16 protein-coding genes and 1 tRNA gene (1 of these 17 running past the window's edge) are annotated in these 18,016 nt (G+C 43.5%); 12 read left to right on the forward strand and 5 right to left on the reverse strand.

Annotation, left to right across the window (positions count from 1 at the left end):
- Nucleotides 1-2: 2 nt before the first annotated feature.
- Both ACOOEY_RS15180 and ACOOEY_RS15185 read right to left on the reverse strand, forming a co-directional pair.
- The gene (locus ACOOEY_RS15180) at nt 3-2,597 is read right to left on the reverse strand and encodes an FtsX-like permease family protein (RefSeq protein WP_420385574.1); all 2,595 of its coding nucleotides are present in this window, start codon (nt 2,595-2,597) and stop codon (nt 3-5) included.
- Nucleotides 2,594-2,929: a PadR family transcriptional regulator gene (locus ACOOEY_RS15185; RefSeq protein WP_420385575.1), complete on the reverse strand. Its 336-nt coding sequence runs from the start codon at nt 2,927-2,929 to the stop codon at nt 2,594-2,596. The genes ACOOEY_RS15180 and ACOOEY_RS15185 overlap by 4 nt, the downstream gene beginning before the upstream one ends.
- 200 nt (nt 2,930-3,129) lie before the next feature.
- Between ACOOEY_RS15185 and ACOOEY_RS15190 the strand changes: the two genes are divergently transcribed.
- Entirely contained in the window at nt 3,130-4,728 is a 1,599-nt protein-coding gene (locus ACOOEY_RS15190) for a L,D-transpeptidase family protein (protein WP_420385576.1), read from the forward strand.
- 28 nt (nt 4,729-4,756) lie between these two features.
- On the forward strand, nt 4,757-5,632 hold the full coding sequence (locus tag ACOOEY_RS15195; protein ID WP_420385577.1) for a hypothetical protein: 876 nt from the start codon (nt 4,757-4,759) through the stop codon (nt 5,630-5,632).
- Nucleotides 5,633-5,846: 214 nt separating this feature from the next.
- On the opposite strand, the gene ACOOEY_RS15200 is transcribed toward ACOOEY_RS15195, so the two are convergent.
- A tRNA-Pro gene (locus tag ACOOEY_RS15200) sits at nt 5,847-5,920 on the reverse strand.
- A gap of 172 nt (nt 5,921-6,092) precedes the next feature.
- The gene (locus ACOOEY_RS15205; protein ID WP_420385578.1) at nt 6,093-6,323 is read right to left on the reverse strand and encodes a hypothetical protein; all 231 of its coding nucleotides are present in this window, start codon (nt 6,321-6,323) and stop codon (nt 6,093-6,095) included.
- A gap of 162 nt (nt 6,324-6,485) precedes the next feature.
- Here ACOOEY_RS15205 and ACOOEY_RS15210 point away from each other — a divergent pair, with 162 nt between their 5' ends.
- From ACOOEY_RS15210 to ACOOEY_RS15235, 6 genes are all read left to right on the forward strand, one after another.
- Complete coding sequence (locus ACOOEY_RS15210) at nt 6,486-6,752, forward strand: hypothetical protein (RefSeq protein WP_420385579.1); 267 nt, start codon at nt 6,486-6,488, stop codon at nt 6,750-6,752.
- Between the two features lie 121 nt (nt 6,753-6,873).
- Nucleotides 6,874-7,758, forward strand: coding sequence for a glycerophosphodiester phosphodiesterase family protein (locus ACOOEY_RS15215; RefSeq protein WP_420385580.1), 885 nt, complete (start codon nt 6,874-6,876; stop codon nt 7,756-7,758).
- A 77-nt stretch (nt 7,759-7,835) separates the two neighbouring features.
- Nucleotides 7,836-9,008, forward strand: coding sequence for a hypothetical protein (locus tag ACOOEY_RS15220; protein ID WP_420385581.1), 1,173 nt, complete (start codon nt 7,836-7,838; stop codon nt 9,006-9,008).
- 2 nt (nt 9,009-9,010) lie between these two features.
- Entirely contained in the window at nt 9,011-10,006 is a 996-nt protein-coding gene (locus tag ACOOEY_RS15225) for an adenosine kinase (RefSeq protein ID WP_420385582.1), read from the forward strand.
- 109 nt (nt 10,007-10,115) lie between these two features.
- On the forward strand, nt 10,116-11,477 hold the full coding sequence (locus ACOOEY_RS15230) for a M16 family metallopeptidase (protein ID WP_420385583.1): 1,362 nt from the start codon (nt 10,116-10,118) through the stop codon (nt 11,475-11,477).
- Nucleotides 11,477-13,519: a M16 family metallopeptidase gene (locus tag ACOOEY_RS15235; protein WP_420385584.1), complete on the forward strand. Its 2,043-nt coding sequence runs from the start codon at nt 11,477-11,479 to the stop codon at nt 13,517-13,519. The genes ACOOEY_RS15230 and ACOOEY_RS15235 overlap by 1 nt, the downstream gene beginning before the upstream one ends.
- Nucleotides 13,520-13,578: 59 nt before the next feature.
- Here the strand turns inward: ACOOEY_RS15235 and ACOOEY_RS15240 are convergent, their stop codons facing one another.
- Nucleotides 13,579-15,255, reverse strand: a complete 1,677-nt coding sequence (locus ACOOEY_RS15240) for a M61 family metallopeptidase (protein ID WP_420385585.1) — start codon at nt 15,253-15,255, stop codon at nt 13,579-13,581.
- A gap of 95 nt (nt 15,256-15,350) precedes the next feature.
- Between ACOOEY_RS15240 and rpmH the strand changes: the two genes are divergently transcribed.
- From rpmH to ACOOEY_RS15260, 4 genes are all read left to right on the forward strand, one after another.
- Nucleotides 15,351-15,509: a 50S ribosomal protein L34 gene (rpmH, locus tag ACOOEY_RS15245; protein ID WP_420385586.1), complete on the forward strand. Its 159-nt coding sequence runs from the start codon at nt 15,351-15,353 to the stop codon at nt 15,507-15,509.
- Between the two features lie 31 nt (nt 15,510-15,540).
- Nucleotides 15,541-15,918 carry a ribonuclease P protein component gene (rnpA, locus tag ACOOEY_RS15250; protein ID WP_420385587.1) on the forward strand — a complete coding sequence of 126 codons (378 nt, stop codon included), beginning with the start codon at nt 15,541-15,543 and terminating at the stop codon, nt 15,916-15,918.
- Nucleotides 15,919-16,071: 153 nt separating this feature from the next.
- A complete protein-coding gene (locus tag ACOOEY_RS15255; protein ID WP_420385588.1) occupies nt 16,072-16,338 on the forward strand; it encodes a YtxH domain-containing protein in 267 nt (88 codons plus the stop codon).
- 138 nt (nt 16,339-16,476) lie between these two features.
- Nucleotides 16,477-18,016: the 5' portion of a S41 family peptidase gene (locus ACOOEY_RS15260; RefSeq protein ID WP_420385589.1), read on the forward strand. Its footprint extends 104 nt past the window's final position; the window shows 1,540 of its 1,644 coding nt (coding positions 1-1,540); the start codon lies at nt 16,477-16,479; the stop codon falls past the right edge of the window.

The raw sequence follows: 18,016 nt of genomic DNA on the forward strand, positions 1-18,016 counted from the left end.
CTTTAGTCGTTTCTCAAAGAATTTACCGGATTCATCCTGGCTGTTTTCAGCGTTCGCAGCAGCACTGTCAATGAGGCAATGGTAAGCATCAGTATTACTGTGGTTAGTATGATGGAAAGCGGAATATCGGTATGGTAGGCAAAGTCCTGCAGCCAGCGATTCATCAGCCAATAAGCTATCGGCAGACCTAACAGACTGGAAAGGCCAATGAGCCAGTAAATCTCTTTCAGGAAAAGCGAAACGATCTGGTTAATTCTGGCTCCTAATACCTTGCGAATAGCTATTTCTTTCACCTTCGATTGAATGATAAAGGTGACCAGACCTAATAAACCAAGGCAGGAAACCATCAGTGCAATGGCGGTGAATAGCTGAAAGATTTTGCCCAGTCTCATTTCTGTAGTATAGAGATTATTGAATCGACTATCCAGAAACTGATAGCGGAAAGGAGCCGTAGGAATGTGTTCCTGCCAGATATCTTCAATACTCGCCATGGTTTCCTGAATGTTTGTTGTACTGAGTTTGATCAGGCTATAGGCGCCATTATAGCCACTAAAGTCTTCATAGAAGAAAACCATGGGTTTGATTTTCTCATGGAGCGATTGTAAGTGGAAGTCTTTAACAACTCCCTGAATACGTGCCTCATCGTACATAAAGGAATAAGTAACTTCCAACGGATGCTCTACTTTCTTTGGATTTACTTCCAGAAGCAGGTTGGCCATGGTCTCATTAATGATAACAGTAGAGCTATAGTCCGACAGTTTTTCCGGGTCGAAATTTTCACCGCTCACAAATTCAAGATTGAGCAGTTCTGCATAATATTCGTCAATATTATGACCCTGTACCAGTTCTCCTACATTCAGCAAATCTGTGTCAAAGCGAAAGTTATTGCCTGCTGGTGGACTGGTGGAGATGGAAACTGATTCTACTCCGGGGATTTTTTGTACATCGGCCCTGATCAGGTCGAAGTTTTGAGAAAGGGCCCTGTCCAATACCACTATCTGTTCTGGTGCATAGCTTAGCTTTTGCTGTTGAAAGAGGTTCAGTTGTCGCTGCACGATAATGGCCCCAACAATCAATACTATGGCCATGGTGAATTGGAAAACGACCAGTGCCTTTCTGATATACCGTCCCTTTCCACTATCGGCTATTCGTCCCTTGAGAAATTGACTGAATGAGAATCTGGAAACCAGCAAAGCAGGATACAGCCCCGCTACCAGCCCTGTGAGGAATAGAATGGCAGCTGTAATTCCTATGAAAGTAATGTCTGTATAGTAGCGGAAACTCAACTCTGTATTCAGTGCGTCTTCAAAGAAAGGGGTAAATGACTCTACCAAAAGAATGGCAAGGGGTAATGCAATCAGACAAAGTAACCACGATTCGGTAAGGAATTGAGCGATGAAGCTTCCTTTACCAGCTCCCAGTACTTTTCTGATGCCGGCTTCCTGTCCCCGTTTCAGAGACCTGGCTGCCGTGAGGTTGATGTAGTTGATAATGGCCAGAAGTAAAATGGCGATGGCAATAGTGGTGAAAATACCGTACAGCTTCTTGTCCGTAGGTACAATCACATCGTTAGGAATTTCCAGGTCGTATTTCACCTCCTCAAATGACTTAAGTCTGTATTGAATGGAAGTCATTAATGGGCCACTGACAACACCTGCAATCTGTGTATTGGCTTCTTTTTCAAAAGCTGAGATATCTGTATTGGGTGCTAGTTTGAAATAGACATTAGTCATGTCATAGCCACCGGAGGTAATATCATACTCAATGGTTTGAGAAACAATCAGGTCGAACTGAATACTTGCATGTGGTGGAGGGTCTTGAATGACCGCACTAACTGTGAAACGGTTTCTTCTGTTATTGACAATTTCAAGCTCTTGCCCTATTGGGTTTTCACTTCCAAAGTATTTAAAGGCGGTAGATTCAGTAAGGACTATATCTGAAAAGGATTTCAAAGCAGTAGTAGGGTTTCCCCTTAAAAAAGTCTGGGGGAAGATGTTGAAGAATAAGCTGTCGGCTAAAAGAAAGTCTTCTTTAAAGTAGTTTCTTCTTTCTCCTTGTTGTGAGATTACATTCCACTCGATTTTATTCAGGATGGTATAGTCTTCTACCTGAGGCATAACCTGTTGAAGAAATGGGCCAACACCTGGATGTGTTGAGCTTTTAAATCCCTCTGAAGGTCTGATGCCCGCATTGGATTCAACCTTGTAAATCCTGTCTTTGCCTGGCAGGTCAAAGTCTTTTCGGGCTTGCTCAATAATCAGGAGAATAAGCATAAGGCTGCTGGCCAGGCCAACGGTTAAGCCAAATAGATTAATGAGGGTAAAAGACTTTTCGTGAAGCATAGATCTCCATGCAGTTTTCAGGTAGTGTTTAATCATGCGAGGGAAGGGTAAGATGGAATAATCAGGTTTCTTCATAAAGAGAAGAGCATCGCGAAATAGTGTGTAAGTGTAGAGCAGACTCGAAGTGACCCTGCTTTTCTCTGACCTCCAATTTTGATATGCCTCGAACAAGTCACCTTCAATTTCTTCGAGGCGGTCTTCACGGCAGAATCTGCGTAAAATACGAAGTGGCAGTTTAGGAGGTTGATGCATCATTTAGCAAGGTTCAGGGTAGATGCAGGAATATTTTGCCAAAGAGATTCACGCATGGCCCTTTGCTGCTTCAGGCTTTTAATACCATAAGCAGTAGGCTGGAAAATGCGCTTGCGCTTTCCACCTCTTTTCTGAGTTGGAGCGCCAAGCTCAGAAGTCAGATAGCCCTTATCCTCTAACCGATATAAAGCGGCATGGATAGCACTGAGGTTATAGCTCCGCTGGCTATGACTTTCTACTTCATCCTTGATGGTATTGGCATAGGCGTCCTCTCCAAGTGTACAGGTCGCCAACAAAACCAGCTCTTCAAATTCGCCTAATGAATCACCTTTCATATTGATATTTTACATCAATGTAAATAAAATAAAATCAGACTCGCAAATAATTTATACTTATGTAAATAAAATAATTGTGAATTAGGTAATCATGGACTGAGATAGGCCAATATTCAGCTTATAAAAAAATGAGAGAACCATGTGACTTTTGTTAGAGTTGGCGTCCAACAAAGCATTATATTAGGATATACACTGAGCACATGAAATTAAGCATCAAGCTATTTTGTCTTATTCTTCTAACTGTAGCAGGTCTAAGGACTGATGCCCTGGCACAGTCAAATGAATTGATTCGTAAATACACAGAGTCCATTAATGCCGGGATACCCGTAGAGATTGAAGGAGACCTGATTCACAGCACCAACTTGTTGCCGGAATTCTATTTTGAGAATCAGTTTCAACGGGTGTGGACCAGGAATTTGCAATCGTCTTTTCTGGAAATTATTAAAACCGCTAATCGGCATGGTCTGAACCCTGCTGATTACCACTACCGTGTTTTGGATAGCCTTTACAAAGATCCAGTAGAGTCGCAAAGTACTTCAGCAGAACTACTATTTACCGATGCCTTTTTAATGTATGCCAGTCATTTTCTTAATGGGAAGCTCAACCCCGAGGAAGTAGAGGGTGAATGGCAGGCCGTTCGCAGAGAAGGGAATGCCAAGAGTTTCCTTAAGCAGTGTTTAGTGGAAGGTGATTTTGAAAGGCAATTCGAACAACTGGAGCCGGAAAGCCAGAGTTACCGGGGGCTTGTAGAGTCGCTTGTCAAGTATAGAGAAATTAGAAAGGCAGGTGGCTGGTCAGTGCTGGAAGCAGGAGAAACCCTCAAGCCGGGTATGACGGGTGCCAGGGTGGAGGCCCTCAAGAAAAGGCTCATGGTGGAAGGTTATTTCAATCTGGAATTAGAAGCCAATAATGAATATACTCCTCAACTGGCAGAAGCCGTAAAAAGCTTTCAGCAACATCATGGTTTGGAAGTAGATGGTAATGTAGGTAAGCAGACACTGGCCATGCTCAATGTGCCGGTTCAGGAGAAGATTGCTAAGATCAAGGCGAATCTCGAACGCTTTCGATGGATCAATAAGGATTTAGGGAGTCACTATGTACTGGTGAATATTGCCGATTACACTATGAAGGTTTTTAAAGATGATACTTTGAGTTACCAACAGACTGTGGTAGTAGGTAAGCCCTACCGTAAGACGCCTGTATTCAGTGATACGATGACCTATTTTGTGTTGAACCCTTACTGGACTGTACCACCAACCATCCTCTTTAATGACGTACTGCCTGAGGTTAAGAAGAACGTGGGCTATTTACAGACTAAGAACATGAAAGTACTCAGGGGTAATGAAGAGGTATCTGCCGAATCTGTAGACTGGAATAGTCTTTCACGAAGTAATTTTCCATACACCATCAGGCAGGACCCGGGGCCTGCGAATGCACTGGGGGCCGTCAAGTTTATGTTTCCGAATAAGTACAACATCTACATTCATGATACGCCCAGCAGAGAACTGTTCAATCGCCCGGACAGAGCATTTAGCTCCGGTTGTGTGCGCCTGAATAAGCCGCTCAATTTTGTGAATTATCTTTTGAATGACCTGCCCGAATGGAATGAAGAGAAGATTCAGGAGGTGTTGAAGTCAGGAAAGGACAAGACCATTATGCTCAAAAAGCCGCTTAATGTGCATATTCTTTATCTGACTGCCTGGTATGATGAAAATGGCCTTCAGTTTAGAAACGATGTTTATCAACGCGATGCGGCAGTCATTGATGCTTTGGAAGAAGGTGCCCCTGGCATGGAGTAAGATGAGATACTGGATTATAGGTTGGCTAATGTGCATAGTATTAGGTGCACAGGCAGGAGATAAGCTATCATTTCAGGTGACAGTCAATGGAGAGGAGGTGCCCTATCGGTTGTTCAGCTTTTTTGTAATGCCATCTGAACAGTTGAATCTGACTACGTCTGTAGCACTGGAAATACAGTCTACCGAAGTAGGGATTACCTCCAGATCAGATTTAAGATATGTTTTACGGGCTCCTGCACAGCCTGGAGCTTACCATGTGTATTTACAGACTGATGCGGAGCAAATGGTATTGAATATTTTGGTATTGACTCCACTCAGTGCCAAGAAGGGGGAATACCTGAACGGTTATAGAATCGGAGACTATCCATCGCGCCTGTTGAACAATGATCCTATTTATGAAAGACCAAAGGGCCTCTTTGAAGTAACTGCTGAAACGGAGAATTTACAGCTAACCCCTCATTTCAAACTAAGCCAGTTCGTTTGCAAGCAGGCAGGAGATTTCCCTAAATACCTGGTAGTGCGGGAGAGGCTTTTGCTAAAGCTGGAGTACCTGCTCGCCATAGTTCAATCCAAAGGCATAGAGATCGATACTTTTGGATTCATCAGTGGCTACAGAACCCCTTTTTATAATAAGTCAATTGGTAATGTCCCATATAGCCGCCATGTATGGGGAGGGGCGGCAGATATCTTCATTGATGAGGACAAAGACGGGCGCATGGACGATTTGAATCACGATGGCCTTATTGATGAGAGGGATGTCCGATACTTCTACAATCTGGTGGAAGATGAATACGATAAGTTGGAGTATAAGAAGTTTATTGGTGGGCTGGGCTTTTATAAAAAGAATAGCCGGCACAGTGGCTTTATCCATGTCGATGTGCGCGGGAGAAAAGCGAGGTGGTGACGATTGGGTAATGAGTTAATCACTTATAAGCTTAATTGGCCTACGAATATGGACTTTTAAGTAGGTAATGCCTTAAAGTTTGCTGGAGGTAGGAATGAGATTAAACGAATGCTCTCGATGGCTTAAAATCATTTTCTATTCGCCAATGAAGTGAATTACAACTCGAGTCACAGTAAACAAAAAAGGCCCAGTCATTGACTAAGCCTTTCTGTTGTCGGGGTGACTGGATTCGAACCAGCGACCCCTTGCACCCCATGCAAGTACGCTACCGGACTGCGCCACACCCCGAAAAGTATCTCCACCTATTTAATTCCGGTAAGAGAGAAGTTCTACTCTCCTTCAACAAGCAGTCCAGACTGCCTGTCCAACCGAAGCGTAGCGAAGGTGGACGCCACACCCCGAACTGAGTGCAAGTTTAATGTATTCAGATTTTATTACAAGAGGCAGGTTGAGATTTTCCTCATTTGGCCGATTTCTTCAGTTTGGCTAACATATACAAGCCTCCGAGTACTACATAAAAACCGCCAAACCAGGCAAAGGTTCGGTCAATATTCTGACAACAGTTGAAGTAATCGTAGGCAAAAGTGCCGAAGTATAAGATGCTGGTTAATAAGAATAGGGGGATAGCCAGTTTATGGCCTGGCTGTGCTTCTAAATGATGTCTCTCTTCCACAGGTTTAAAAAATATCATAGTCGATAACGGAAGGAAAACTTGTCAGGTTGTGCCTTTTGATGAGCGGTAGAAGGTATCTGAGTTCAGATGGATTTCACGCCAACTGCCTTTCCTTTAGGTGGTGAAGGTGGCAATACAGAAAATCATTAATTTCATCACTCACTATCTAACAAACAGACTATGACATCTATCGACACCATGACCATGCTTCAGGCCATTGAGAACTTTGTTTCTGACTTTACCGAGATTAATGCGCGGAGTAACTTTGGTCAGGAAGTAGGACAAATGCTATTCGATACCTATGGAGCTCATTTCGAAAAGGCAGGTTCAGATCCTTTGGGTGCCTTTTATCATGTCATCGTGAAGGTGAAGTTTATGCCGGGCGATGTCTATACCACCGTCAATACTGTTTTTAACCAGTATTATCAGGGAGCCCTCAATTTCTGATTGCCTTATTGAACTTTACCTGTGCTCAGTGCATTGAGTGTTTAGTTCAAAAGTAGCCTGATGTTCATCGATTTGGGATGAATGTTTTTAACTTAATCACTCAATACTTTCAGGTAACCTTATGCTACGCTCAAAAATCGCTTTACTACTTATCAGTTTATTATGCTCAGTTAGCCTTAGTGCTCAGGAGATAGACATCCAGGGACACAGAGGTGCCAGAGGACTGATGCCTGAAAATACGATTCCCGCCTTTATCAGGGCCCTGGAAGAAGGGGTAACCACGCTGGAACTCGATGTAGTCATTACTTCAGACCGCAGAGTGTTGGTTTCTCATGAACCCTTCATGTCGGCCGAAATTTGTCTTTCCCCTTTGGGTGAAGAGATCAAAAGGTCCGAGCAAAAGGAACATAATATTTTCGAGATGACAGCGGCCGAAACCGTTCTGTACGATTGCGGTTCCAAAGGAAATGAGCGTTTCCCCAAGCAGAATAAAATGTCTGCGTACAAGCCCTTGCTGGTAGAGGTCATCGATAGTGTTGAAAGTTATATTGCAGCCAAAAAGCTGCCCAATGTGTTTTATAATATTGAAATTAAGAGTAGCGAAGCAGGAGATGGTGTTTTTCATCCTTCCTTCGATATTTTTTCAGACATCGTTTACGGACTGTTGAAGTCTAAGCTTCCTTCTTTTAGATACACCATCCAGAGTTTCGATTTTAGAGTGCTCAAGTATTTCCATGAATCTTATGAAGAGGTCAAACTGGTAGCCCTGATAGAAAATACGAAAGGGGTGGAAGCGAACCTGGAAGCTTTGGGCTTTGTTCCTGAGGTTTACAGTCCATACCACATTTTACTCAATGAGAAAGCCGTGGCGCTGTGTCATGAGAAAGGAATGAAAGTGGTTCCCTGGACAGTAAATGACAGAAAACGCATGGAAAAATTGGTGGAGTGGGGAGTAGACGGTATCATTACAGATTACCCAAACCTGGCAAAGGGTTTAGACCGATGATTTTGGTCACTCAAGCAAAACATGCACTACTCGTTTTTTAGTAATAGATAAGTCTTTATTTTTGGTGTCCCTGAACGATGAAGCTGGTAGAAGTCAACGATAAGTCAACAGAAAAGCAATTCTTATTACTGCCAGTGAGGCTTTACAAGGATGAAAAGAATTGGATTCGTCCACTCGATAAAGACATCCGTGCCGTATTCAATCCTGAAAAGAATAAGAACTACCGACAGGGTAATGCCATTCGCTGGATATTGCTCGATGACAAAGGTCAGACCATAGGCCGTATAGCCGCTTTTTACATTAAGAAAGTTTCCGAAGCACAAGAGCAGCCCACCGGAGGTGTAGGCTTCTTTGAATGCATCAATGATCAGGCAGCCGCCTTTATGCTCTTCGATGCAGCCAAACAATGGCTGGAAGATTTAGGTATGGAAGCCATGGATGGCCCGGTCAACTTTGGTGACAGGAATAACTGGTGGGGTTTGCTGGTCGATGGCTTTCATAAGCCCAACTACCAAATGCCCTATAACTTGGCCTACTATCAGCAACTGTTCGAAGCCTATGGATTTCAGGAGTACTTCAGGCAGTTTACCTATAGAAGACCAATGGGTAGCCAGGTAGACTTTACTCCACGATTCTATGAAAAGGCAGAGGCCACGCTGGCCGATCCTGACTATGAGTTCAGGCACCTGACTAAAAAGGAATACGAAAAAGGTCACCTCTATTTTCTTGAGGTTTATAATAAGGCCTGGGCAGGGCATAGCGGTGTGAAACCGATGACCGAGCAGCAGGCTAAGGCTACTTTCAAAATGCTGAAGCCCATTGCTGATGTAAAGCTCTTATGGTTTGCTTTTTATAAAGGTGAACCTGCAGCCTTCTTCATTTCAATCCCTGAGCTCAATGAAATCTATCGTCACCTGAATGGGCAATGGAACCTGTGGAGCAAATTGAAATTCCTTTATCTGCTCAAGACAGGCGCATGCAAAACCGGATTAGGTATTGTGTTTGGCGTAGTGCCCGAACACCAGCGTAAAGGAGTAGAAGGCGGATTGGTAATCTCATTCGTTAAGAAAATGGCCTGGAAAGATGGCTTCCGCTACAACGATATTGAGATGAACTGGATTGGTGACTTCAATCCTAAAATGATGCGTGTAGTAGAACAGATCGGAGCCAAGGTTTACAAAACGCACATTACCTACAGAAAACTATTCGATGAAACCCGGGAGTTCAAAAGAGCTCCGATTATCCAATAATTATGAGTAAGAAATACGATGTCTATGGCGTGGGCAATGCCCTGGTTGACTTAGAGTTTAAAGTAAATGATCAGTTCCTGTACGATCACAGAGTGAAGAAGGGATTAATGACACTCGTAGATGAAGATACCCAGTTCAGATTGATCAATGCCATTAATCAGGGCGACCTGATCAGAAAGTCAGGTGGTTCAGCTGCCAACTCTGTCATCGCAGTTAGCCAGTTGGGCGGTTCATCGTTTTACTCATGTAAAGTCTCCAGCGATGAGTATGGCGACTTTTATCTCAAAGACATGAACGAGGCGGGTGTAGATACCAATCTCGATGGTAAGCAACGTGATGGAGGAATTACCGGAAAGTGTCTGGTGATGATTACCCCCGATGCTGAGCGCACCATGAATACCTTCCTTGGAGCTACCACAGATCTTTCGGTGCATGAAGTAGATGAAAGAGCCATCAAAGACTCTAAGTACGTTTACCTCGAAGGTTACCTGACTCCATCAGTTTCTGGTGTGGAGGCCATGAAGCTGGCCAAGAAAGTGGCCGAGGAAAACGGGGTGAAAACATCTATTACTCTATCAGATCCTTCTATTGTTCAGGGCTTCAAATCTCAATTTGAAGATGTAATAGGGGCTTCAGTAGATATGCTCTTCTGTAATGAAGATGAGGCCATGACTTATACCGGAACCAATAACCTCGATGATGCGCGCCAGGCCATGAAGAAGGAAGCACGCCAGTTTGCCATAACACAAGGTAAAAACGGAGCTATTATCTATGATGGTGATACCTTTATAGATATTGAACCTTATGCCGTTAAAGCAGTTGATACCAATGGGGCAGGCGATATGTTTGCAGGTGCATTTCTGTTCGGAATTACCAACGGAATGTCAATGGCTGCTGCAGGTAAATTAGCCAGTATGGCTAGTTCAAAGGTGGTTTCACAGTTTGGTCCCAGACTGAAAACACATGAGCTTCAGCGCATTCTTCATGAGCTAAAATAGCATCAAGGCTATCTTCCGCTCATCTGTACGTTAATCCATTAAACATATCGCTCATGTCAGGGCCATTTGCCCTTGCTTAATTGAGTTGCGATTTAACTAAAATAGAAATATGACTAGAAAAATTAGTTTTCTTCTCATGTTCGGTTTTGTGCTCCTGGGAGCCAAAGCGCAGAATATTGAATTCGAAGAATATGATCTGGATAATGGACTGCACGTCATTCTCCATCAAGACAATGGCACACCGATTGTGACGGTGTCTGTGCTCTATCATGTGGGTTCTAAAAATGAACCTCCCGGCCGAACCGGCTTTGCTCACTTCTTTGAGCACCTTATGTTTGAAGGCTCTCCCAATATCGAAAGAGGAGAGTATTTCGAGATCATTCAGGCTGCCGGTGGTACACTGAATGCCAATACTTCGAACGACAGAACTTTCTACTATCAGACCCTGCCTTCCAATCAGTTGGAGTTAGGCCTTTATATGGAGTCGGAAAGAATGCTGCATGCGGTAATTGACTCAACCGGAATTGCCACTCAGAAAGAAGTAGTGAAGGAAGAAAAAAGACTAAGAGTAGATAACCAGCCTTATGGGTCTATTCTGGAGAAGATGCTTGCCAATGCATATCAGGGTACGAACTACGAATGGGCACCTATTGGTAGTTTCGATGATATTGATGCGGCTACTGAGGCAGACTTCAAAGACTTCTACGAAACCTTCTATGTGCCGAACAATGCCACCCTCTCCATTGCCGGTGATATTGATATCAAAGAAACCAAAAAGCTGGTAGAAGCTTATTTCGGAGAAATCAAGAGAGGAACCAAAACAATTCCTCGTCCTGAAATTAAAGCGCCTAAGCAAGATAGTGCCATCACTGCTACTGTATTCGATAACATTCAGGTGCCTGCCGTGATTCAGGGGTACAGAATGCCACCTCAGGGAACTGATGATTACTATGCACTGCAAATGTTGACACAGCTCCTTTCCGGAGGTCAAAGTTCAAGATATCAGAAGGAATTGGTAGATGAGAAAGGAATGGCACTTGCCGTTCAGGCCATACCATTAGCTCTGGAAGATGGTGGTCTCTTTATCAACTTTGCCCTGCCTAATCAGGGGTATTCAACCGAAGACCTCGCAGCTGAAGTAGATAAACTGGTGGAGCAGGTGAAAACCGAAAAGGTAGGTGAAAGAGAATTCCAAAAGCTGAAAAACCAGATTGAAAGTAATTTCATCTCCGGTTATGGTTCAGTACAATCCATTGCCGAAAGTCTGGCCAATTACCATGTTTACTTCGGTAATGCCGAATTGATCAACACAGAAATTGAACGATACAGAAAAGTGACACGCGAAGACCTGATGCGTGTCGCTCAGAAATACCTGGTGCCTGAAAACAAAGTGGAGCTGACTTACCGACCGATGTCGGAAAAAGAAAAGCCTGAGGATACCAAAGTAAAAAAGGAAGGAGGAAATAGATAATGAAAAAGCTATTGACCATAGCATTGTGTTGCCTCTCTCTGGCAGCCACTGCACAAATAGACAGAACCAAATTACCAGAACCAGCTCCTGCTAAGGAAATAGAGATAGGAGACTACGAAAAGTTCACTCTGAAAAATGGATTGACAGTGATTCTGGTAGAAGATCATAAATTACCCACTTTGGGTTGGACACTCAGCTTCGATACCGGAGTAATTACTGAAGGAGACAAGGCAGGATATACCGGTATCTTCGGACAAGTGATGAGAGCCGGAACGGCCAGCAAGTCAAAAGAAGTGCTCAACGAAGAAATCGACTTTATGGGAGCTTCCCTTAATGTAGGTTCATCTTCCATTAGTGCCTTCTCACTTTCCAGATATAAGGAAGACATTCTGGGAATGATGACGGATGTGCTTTTCAATCCCGCCTTCCCGCAAGATGAGTTCGACAGGGCCATTGAGCAGTCGCTGACCGGAATTAAACAGTCAATGGATAATCCTGATGCCATTGCCGGTAATATCAGCGGTATTGTCAACTATGGTAAAGACCATGTTTTCGGTGAAATCGTAACAGAGGAAACCATCAAGAACATTACCATGGAAGACCTGAAGCAACATTATGCCAGGTACTTCAAACCAAACATTGCCTACCTCGTGATTGTAGGTGATATCAAAAAGTCTGAAGCTCAGAAGCTGGTAAAAGATTACTTCGGTGACTGGAAAGCAGGAGATGTTCAAAAAGAAACCTTCTCTCAGCCAGAGCCTGTAAGCGAAACATCAATTGCTTTTGTAGACAGACCCTCTTCGGTACAATCGGTGATCAATATAACTTATCCAATTGATAACAAACCGGGTAGCGCTGATGTAGTGAAGCTTTCTCTTCTGAACCAGATTCTTGGTGGTGGAGGCCTTTCTACCCGATTGAACATGAACCTGAGAGAAGACAAAGGTTATACTTATGGCGCAAACTCCAGCATAGGAACCAGCAGATACAGTGCTACATTCAGTGCAGGTGCCAGCGTTAGAAATGAGGTCACTGATAGTGCTCTTGTACAATTCATGTACGAGCTCAATAAGATTGCCACCGAGTTGGTTACTGAAGAGGAATTTGAATTAGCCAAGAACTCCGCCAAGGGTTCATTTGCCAGATCGCTGGAAGGTCGTGGAACCGTAGCCAGCTTTGCCTTGAATACCCAACTCAATAATCTTCCAGAAGACTATTATGCCACCTATTTGAAGAGGGTAGATGCCGTTACCAGAGAAGATTTGCTCGATGTAGCTAAAAGATACATTCGACCAGACCAGGCTAATATTGTAGTGGTAGGTAAGGCAGAAGAAGTAGCCCCTAAACTCAAGCAGTTTGGACCTATTACCTACTATGATGCCTATGGTAATCAGGTGGATGTTGAAGCTGCAAAAGCAGCCGTGGCCAATGTTGACCCCTTTGCCATAATCAACAATTACATCGAAGCCGTAGGTGGAGCAGAAAAGATAAAGGCCATTACTGATATGACCACTACTTCAAAGGCTACAATTCAAGGACAGCAGATTTCTATTGTCGTTAAGAAAAAGGGCAATAGCATGCTGAAGCAGTCGATCGGAATAGCCGGAATGACTCTCCAGGAATTAGTTTTCAATGATGGTAGTGCAAAGATGAGCGTCCAGGGTCAATCGCAGGAAATTCCCGCGGGCCCTCAGTTGGAAGCCATTAAGACCGATGCAGTAATATTTCCGGAGCTCTATTATAAAGAGATGGGATATGAGTTGACCGTAAAAGGCATTAGTCAGGTATCAGGAGAAGATGCATATGAATTAGTAGTGAAGCCCGGAGACGCTCCAAGCTTTACCCAATTCTTTAGTGTGGAGTCTGGTTTGTTGCTTAAAGAGCAATCAGTACAAGGAGGTAATGAAATTACGGAGTATACCGAAGTAAATGGAATCAAGATGCCTTCCAAAATGATGCTCAGCTTACCAGGTATGGGAAGTGTTGAAGCAACTGTTGAGATTCAAATCAACTCTGGGATTGAGGATTCTGAATTTAACTAATCAATCAATACAGTTAAGATATGAGGCTGTCAGTCTATTAAAGGCTGACAGCCTTTTTATTATAATTCAAGCCACCCCTTCAGTAAACCGTTCGGTTCAGACTTCAGGTCTACCCGATAGATATTAAAGAAAGAGGCATCACCAGCATCCAGCCTGATCTCCTTACTTACGCCCATACGGTTCAGTTTTAGAGTCACCGTTTGAACGTCAGGGAATTGCTCAGAGAGAGCCACCCCATTCACACTTTCGATCATATCGCCAAGAGAAAGCATCTCTTCAGCAGGAGAGTCAGGGGCAATCATAACCACCTTTCCTTCATTCAGTCTAAGGCCAAATAACCTTTCTTCCGGTTTTTCAGCAGCAGCCAACCCAAAGCTCAGCCCAAAGCTTTCCAGTAGTCTCTTTAGATAATTATCTAAACTATTCACGCCATGTATAACTTCCTCAAAGTACAAGCTAAGGTCATCGCCAAACACATCTTCAGCAGCCTGGCGGTAATCCTCCAGGTTGTAACCACTTAGGTCTTCGCCATGGCGTTGCCACATCAGGCGCATGACATCGTCAAGCGACTTTTCATTATCGAACTTCAGGCGAATGCTTAAGTCCAGGATCAATGCAGCCAGGGCGCCCTCATTATAAATAGAAACCTTTCTGCCCGGAATACCAGGCTCGTAGCCATCCAGCCACAAGTCAAAAGAAGAATCTGCAACCGAGTAATGCTTTCTGCCCTCATTTTCAAAATGCCTTTTCAACAGCTTATTCAACTCAGATAAGTACTCCTCCAGAGAAAAGACCCCCGAACGCATCAGAAATAAGTCACCATAGTAAGTTGTAACACCCTCAGTGACAAAACCCGTCTGGTGATAGTTTTCCCCCTGAAAATCATACGGAGTCATTTCCTTCGGCCTGAGTCTGATCACGTTCCAGGTATGGAAAAGCTCATGAGAGCTCACACCCAGCAACTCCTTATATAATTCCCTTTCCCCCAGATTAGAAGAAGGTCCCAGACAGATCACAGTAGAATTCCAGTGCTCAACACCATGATAAGCCTTGTATGGCAGGCTCTGAATAAGAAAATGGTAATGTTTAGCCGGGAAACCGTTCATTACCTCCAGTTGCTTTACAGTAAAACCCTCGAAGTCCTTAATCAGTATTTCGTCAGACTGAGGTACATTACCCTGAATATGAACATAGAACTCAATGCCATCCACCTCATACTTAACCGTTCTCAAACCCGCACTCGCAAACACAGGACTGTCCACCAGTTGAAAGTAAGACTTAGCCTTGAGCCCATGTTCACCATCTGGTTGAAGTCCCGATGCTATGCGGTAATTTTCTGGTAAATCAAATTCCAGATGCACCTCGTTATACATCTGTTCCGGGCAGTACAAGCAGCAGTTTACCGGATTAACATAAACTTGCTCATCATCCAGCCAGCTATTCCCCGCATCCATTAAACCCGCATAATATTCATAGGTGACTACAATCGAAGAATTTCCCTCGAGTGAAACCAACCAGCGGCTTTTGGTCAGCTTTTGATAAGAGAGTGTTTCACCCGAAGCATCTGTTACTTTCAGGTTTCTGATTCTTTTGGGGAAGTTCTGGATTTCGTAACGGCCTGGTCTCCATACAGGTAGTTCCAATACAGCAGAGTCTCCATTCAATGAATCGAGCTCAAAGCTAAACTTTAAGAAATGGGTGAGAGGCTTGGTATAACTTATTTTGTAATTTGGCATCGCTAATCTTTTCTACAACAATTTTAAACAGAGGTTGGCAAATAAAAAAAGACTATCTATCTTTGCAGTCCTTTTGCAATTAGACGCAGTAGAAAATGAAAAGAACATTCCAACCTTCGAAGAGAAAAAGAAGAAATAAGCACGGTTTCAGAGCTAAAATGGAGACTCCGGGAGGAAGAAGAGTATTGGCTAGCAGAAGAGCTAAAGGTCGTCACAAACTGACCGTGTCTGACGAAAGAAGACACAAAGCCTAATTCTTGCGCGGAGGTTTATTATCTTAACCTCGTGACAGAAACCGCTAACTCGGATTTGAAATATACTTTCCCTAAGTCGGAAAGACTACATAGTAAAAAACTGATTGAGGAGCTTTTTAACGAAGGCTCCTATTTTTATTTATACCCATTCAGGGTCACCTATTTGTTTAAAGATGACCTGCCCGAAGCTCCGCAGGTCATGTTCTCGGTTTCAAAAAGGAAGTTTAAGTCTGCAGTGCACCGAAACCGGATCAAGCGGCTGATGCGCGAAGCCTATCGCCTCAATAAGCATGATGTGGATTTATCCAGATGTCTTATCGGAGTAGTCTACACATCTGATGATATGCCTGCCTTTAGTTTTGTGGAGAAGAAGCTTAAAAAGGCACTCAACAAGCTAAGTCAGCTTTAAATCATTCTCATTGATATCCCCATTTTGAAAAAGCTTTTTTCAAAATGATAAGCATTTGCCTCAAAAATAGCCTCTGAGGGCCGTTTTGGCCGCTGGAATGGTATTTGAACTTTAGATAAGCGAACATTTAAAATCTAAACTCAGATACATATTATGAACAATACAGCAAAAATAATTACAGGAGTAGTAGCAGGTGCAGCAGCAGGAGCATTAACAGGAATTTTGTTAGCTCCCGATAGTGGTAAAAACACAAGAAAGAAAATTGTAGACGGCACCAACGAACTCGTAGATAACCTCAAAGAAGAAGTAGAAGAAAAGACAGGCGTTGCTAAGGAGAAATACAATCATTCTCTGGAGCAGGCAGCGAACTCAACCAAAAACGGTGTCGACAAAGCAAAAGAAAAATTAAGCTTGTCATAGACTCAGACTAAATAGACTGTTGTGAACCCTTGGCGGATGTCAGGGGTTTTTGCTTTTTAGACCATATACAGGAAAAACATTTCATTAAGGAACATGAACCGTTATCTTCCGTTTTATTGCTAAACTAATACCATGGCTATGAAAAAGGTGCTCCTAGGTGGATTGATCGTGGTGCTTGTTGCGAGTGCTGCCACATTGCGACAAAACGATAAGTATTTCGAAATACTTAAGAACCTCGACATTTTCGCCACCATGTATAAGGAAGTCAATGCCAACTATGTTGACGACCTCAACCCTAATACACTGATGCGTACCGGTATCGATGCGATGCTCACTTCGCTAGATCCTTACACCGTGTACTATTCTGAAGATCAGATTGAAGATGTGCGAACCGAAAACACAGGCCAGTTTGGCGGCATAGGAGCCATCATAGGAGAAAGAAATGGTGGGCAGGTAACCGTTGTCCTACCCAATAAAGGCTATCCGGCAGAAAAGGCAGGACTTAAAAGAGGAGATGTAATTCTCGAAATAGATGGGATAGATGTATCTAACGATTATGATAAGGCCGGGCTCTACCTGCGGGGGCAGACAGCTTCTTCGATAAAAATCAAAATCGATCGTCCGGGCCAGGGGCCAATGGATTTTGATGTTGAATTTGAAAGAATTGAATTACCAAATGTGCCTTACAGCGGTATGGTCAACGATCAGGTAGGCTATATCAAATTGACCGGCTTTAGAGAAGATGCAGGCAAAGAAGTAAGAAATGCCCTGAGAGATTTGAAGAAAGAAGGAGCTACCAGTGTTATTCTGGACCTTCGCGACAATGGGGGAGGCTTGTTGAATGAGGCTGTCAATATCTCCAACATCTTCTTAGATAAGGGTGAATTAGTGGTGACTACCAAAGGCAAGCTCGATGAGATGAATGCCACATACAAGACACTCAATGCCGCTACAGATACTGATATTCCGCTGGCCGTTTTAATCAATAGCTCAAGTGCCTCAGCCTCTGAAATTGTGGCAGGTGTAATGCAGGATTATGACCGGGGAGTTTTGATCGGTCGAAAGTCTTATGGAAAAGGCCTGGTGCAACGTACACTTCCGCTTTCCTATAATTCACAGATGAAGGTGACCATTGCCAAATACTACACGCCAAGCGGCAGATGTATTCAGGCCATAGATTATAGTACCAGAAATGCAGATGGTTCGGTCGGAAAAATTGCCGACTCCCTAAAGACCGCCTTCAAGACGAATAACGGAAGGCTGGTTTACGATGGTGGAGGGATAGATCCCGACTTTGATGTGAACAGGATGCGCTTTTCTCCGGTAGCTATTGGTCTCCTGAGTGAAGACCTGATTTTCCGCTTTGGAAATGAATATCAGGCGCAGGTCGGAGAAATTGAAGATGCTGCAACCTATCAGGTTTCTGAGGAAGTATATAATGCATTTAAGACCTGGGTAGCCGACAAAGAATTTACTTACAGCCATCCTCTTCACGATGAAATAGAATCACTTAAGCGTGCTGCTGATGAAGCCGGAGAGCTTTCCAAAATAGCTGAGCAGCTGGACATATTAGAAAAATCATTGGCGAAAGATGTATCGGCAGACTTAGACAAGGCGAAAGAAGAAATCATGTTTTTGCTGAAAGAAGAGTTTGTTATCAGGCAATTCTTTGAGCCGG

This window comes from Roseivirga sp. (assembly GCF_965216855.1).
Lineage (GTDB): Bacteria > Bacteroidota > Bacteroidia > Cytophagales > Cyclobacteriaceae > Roseivirga.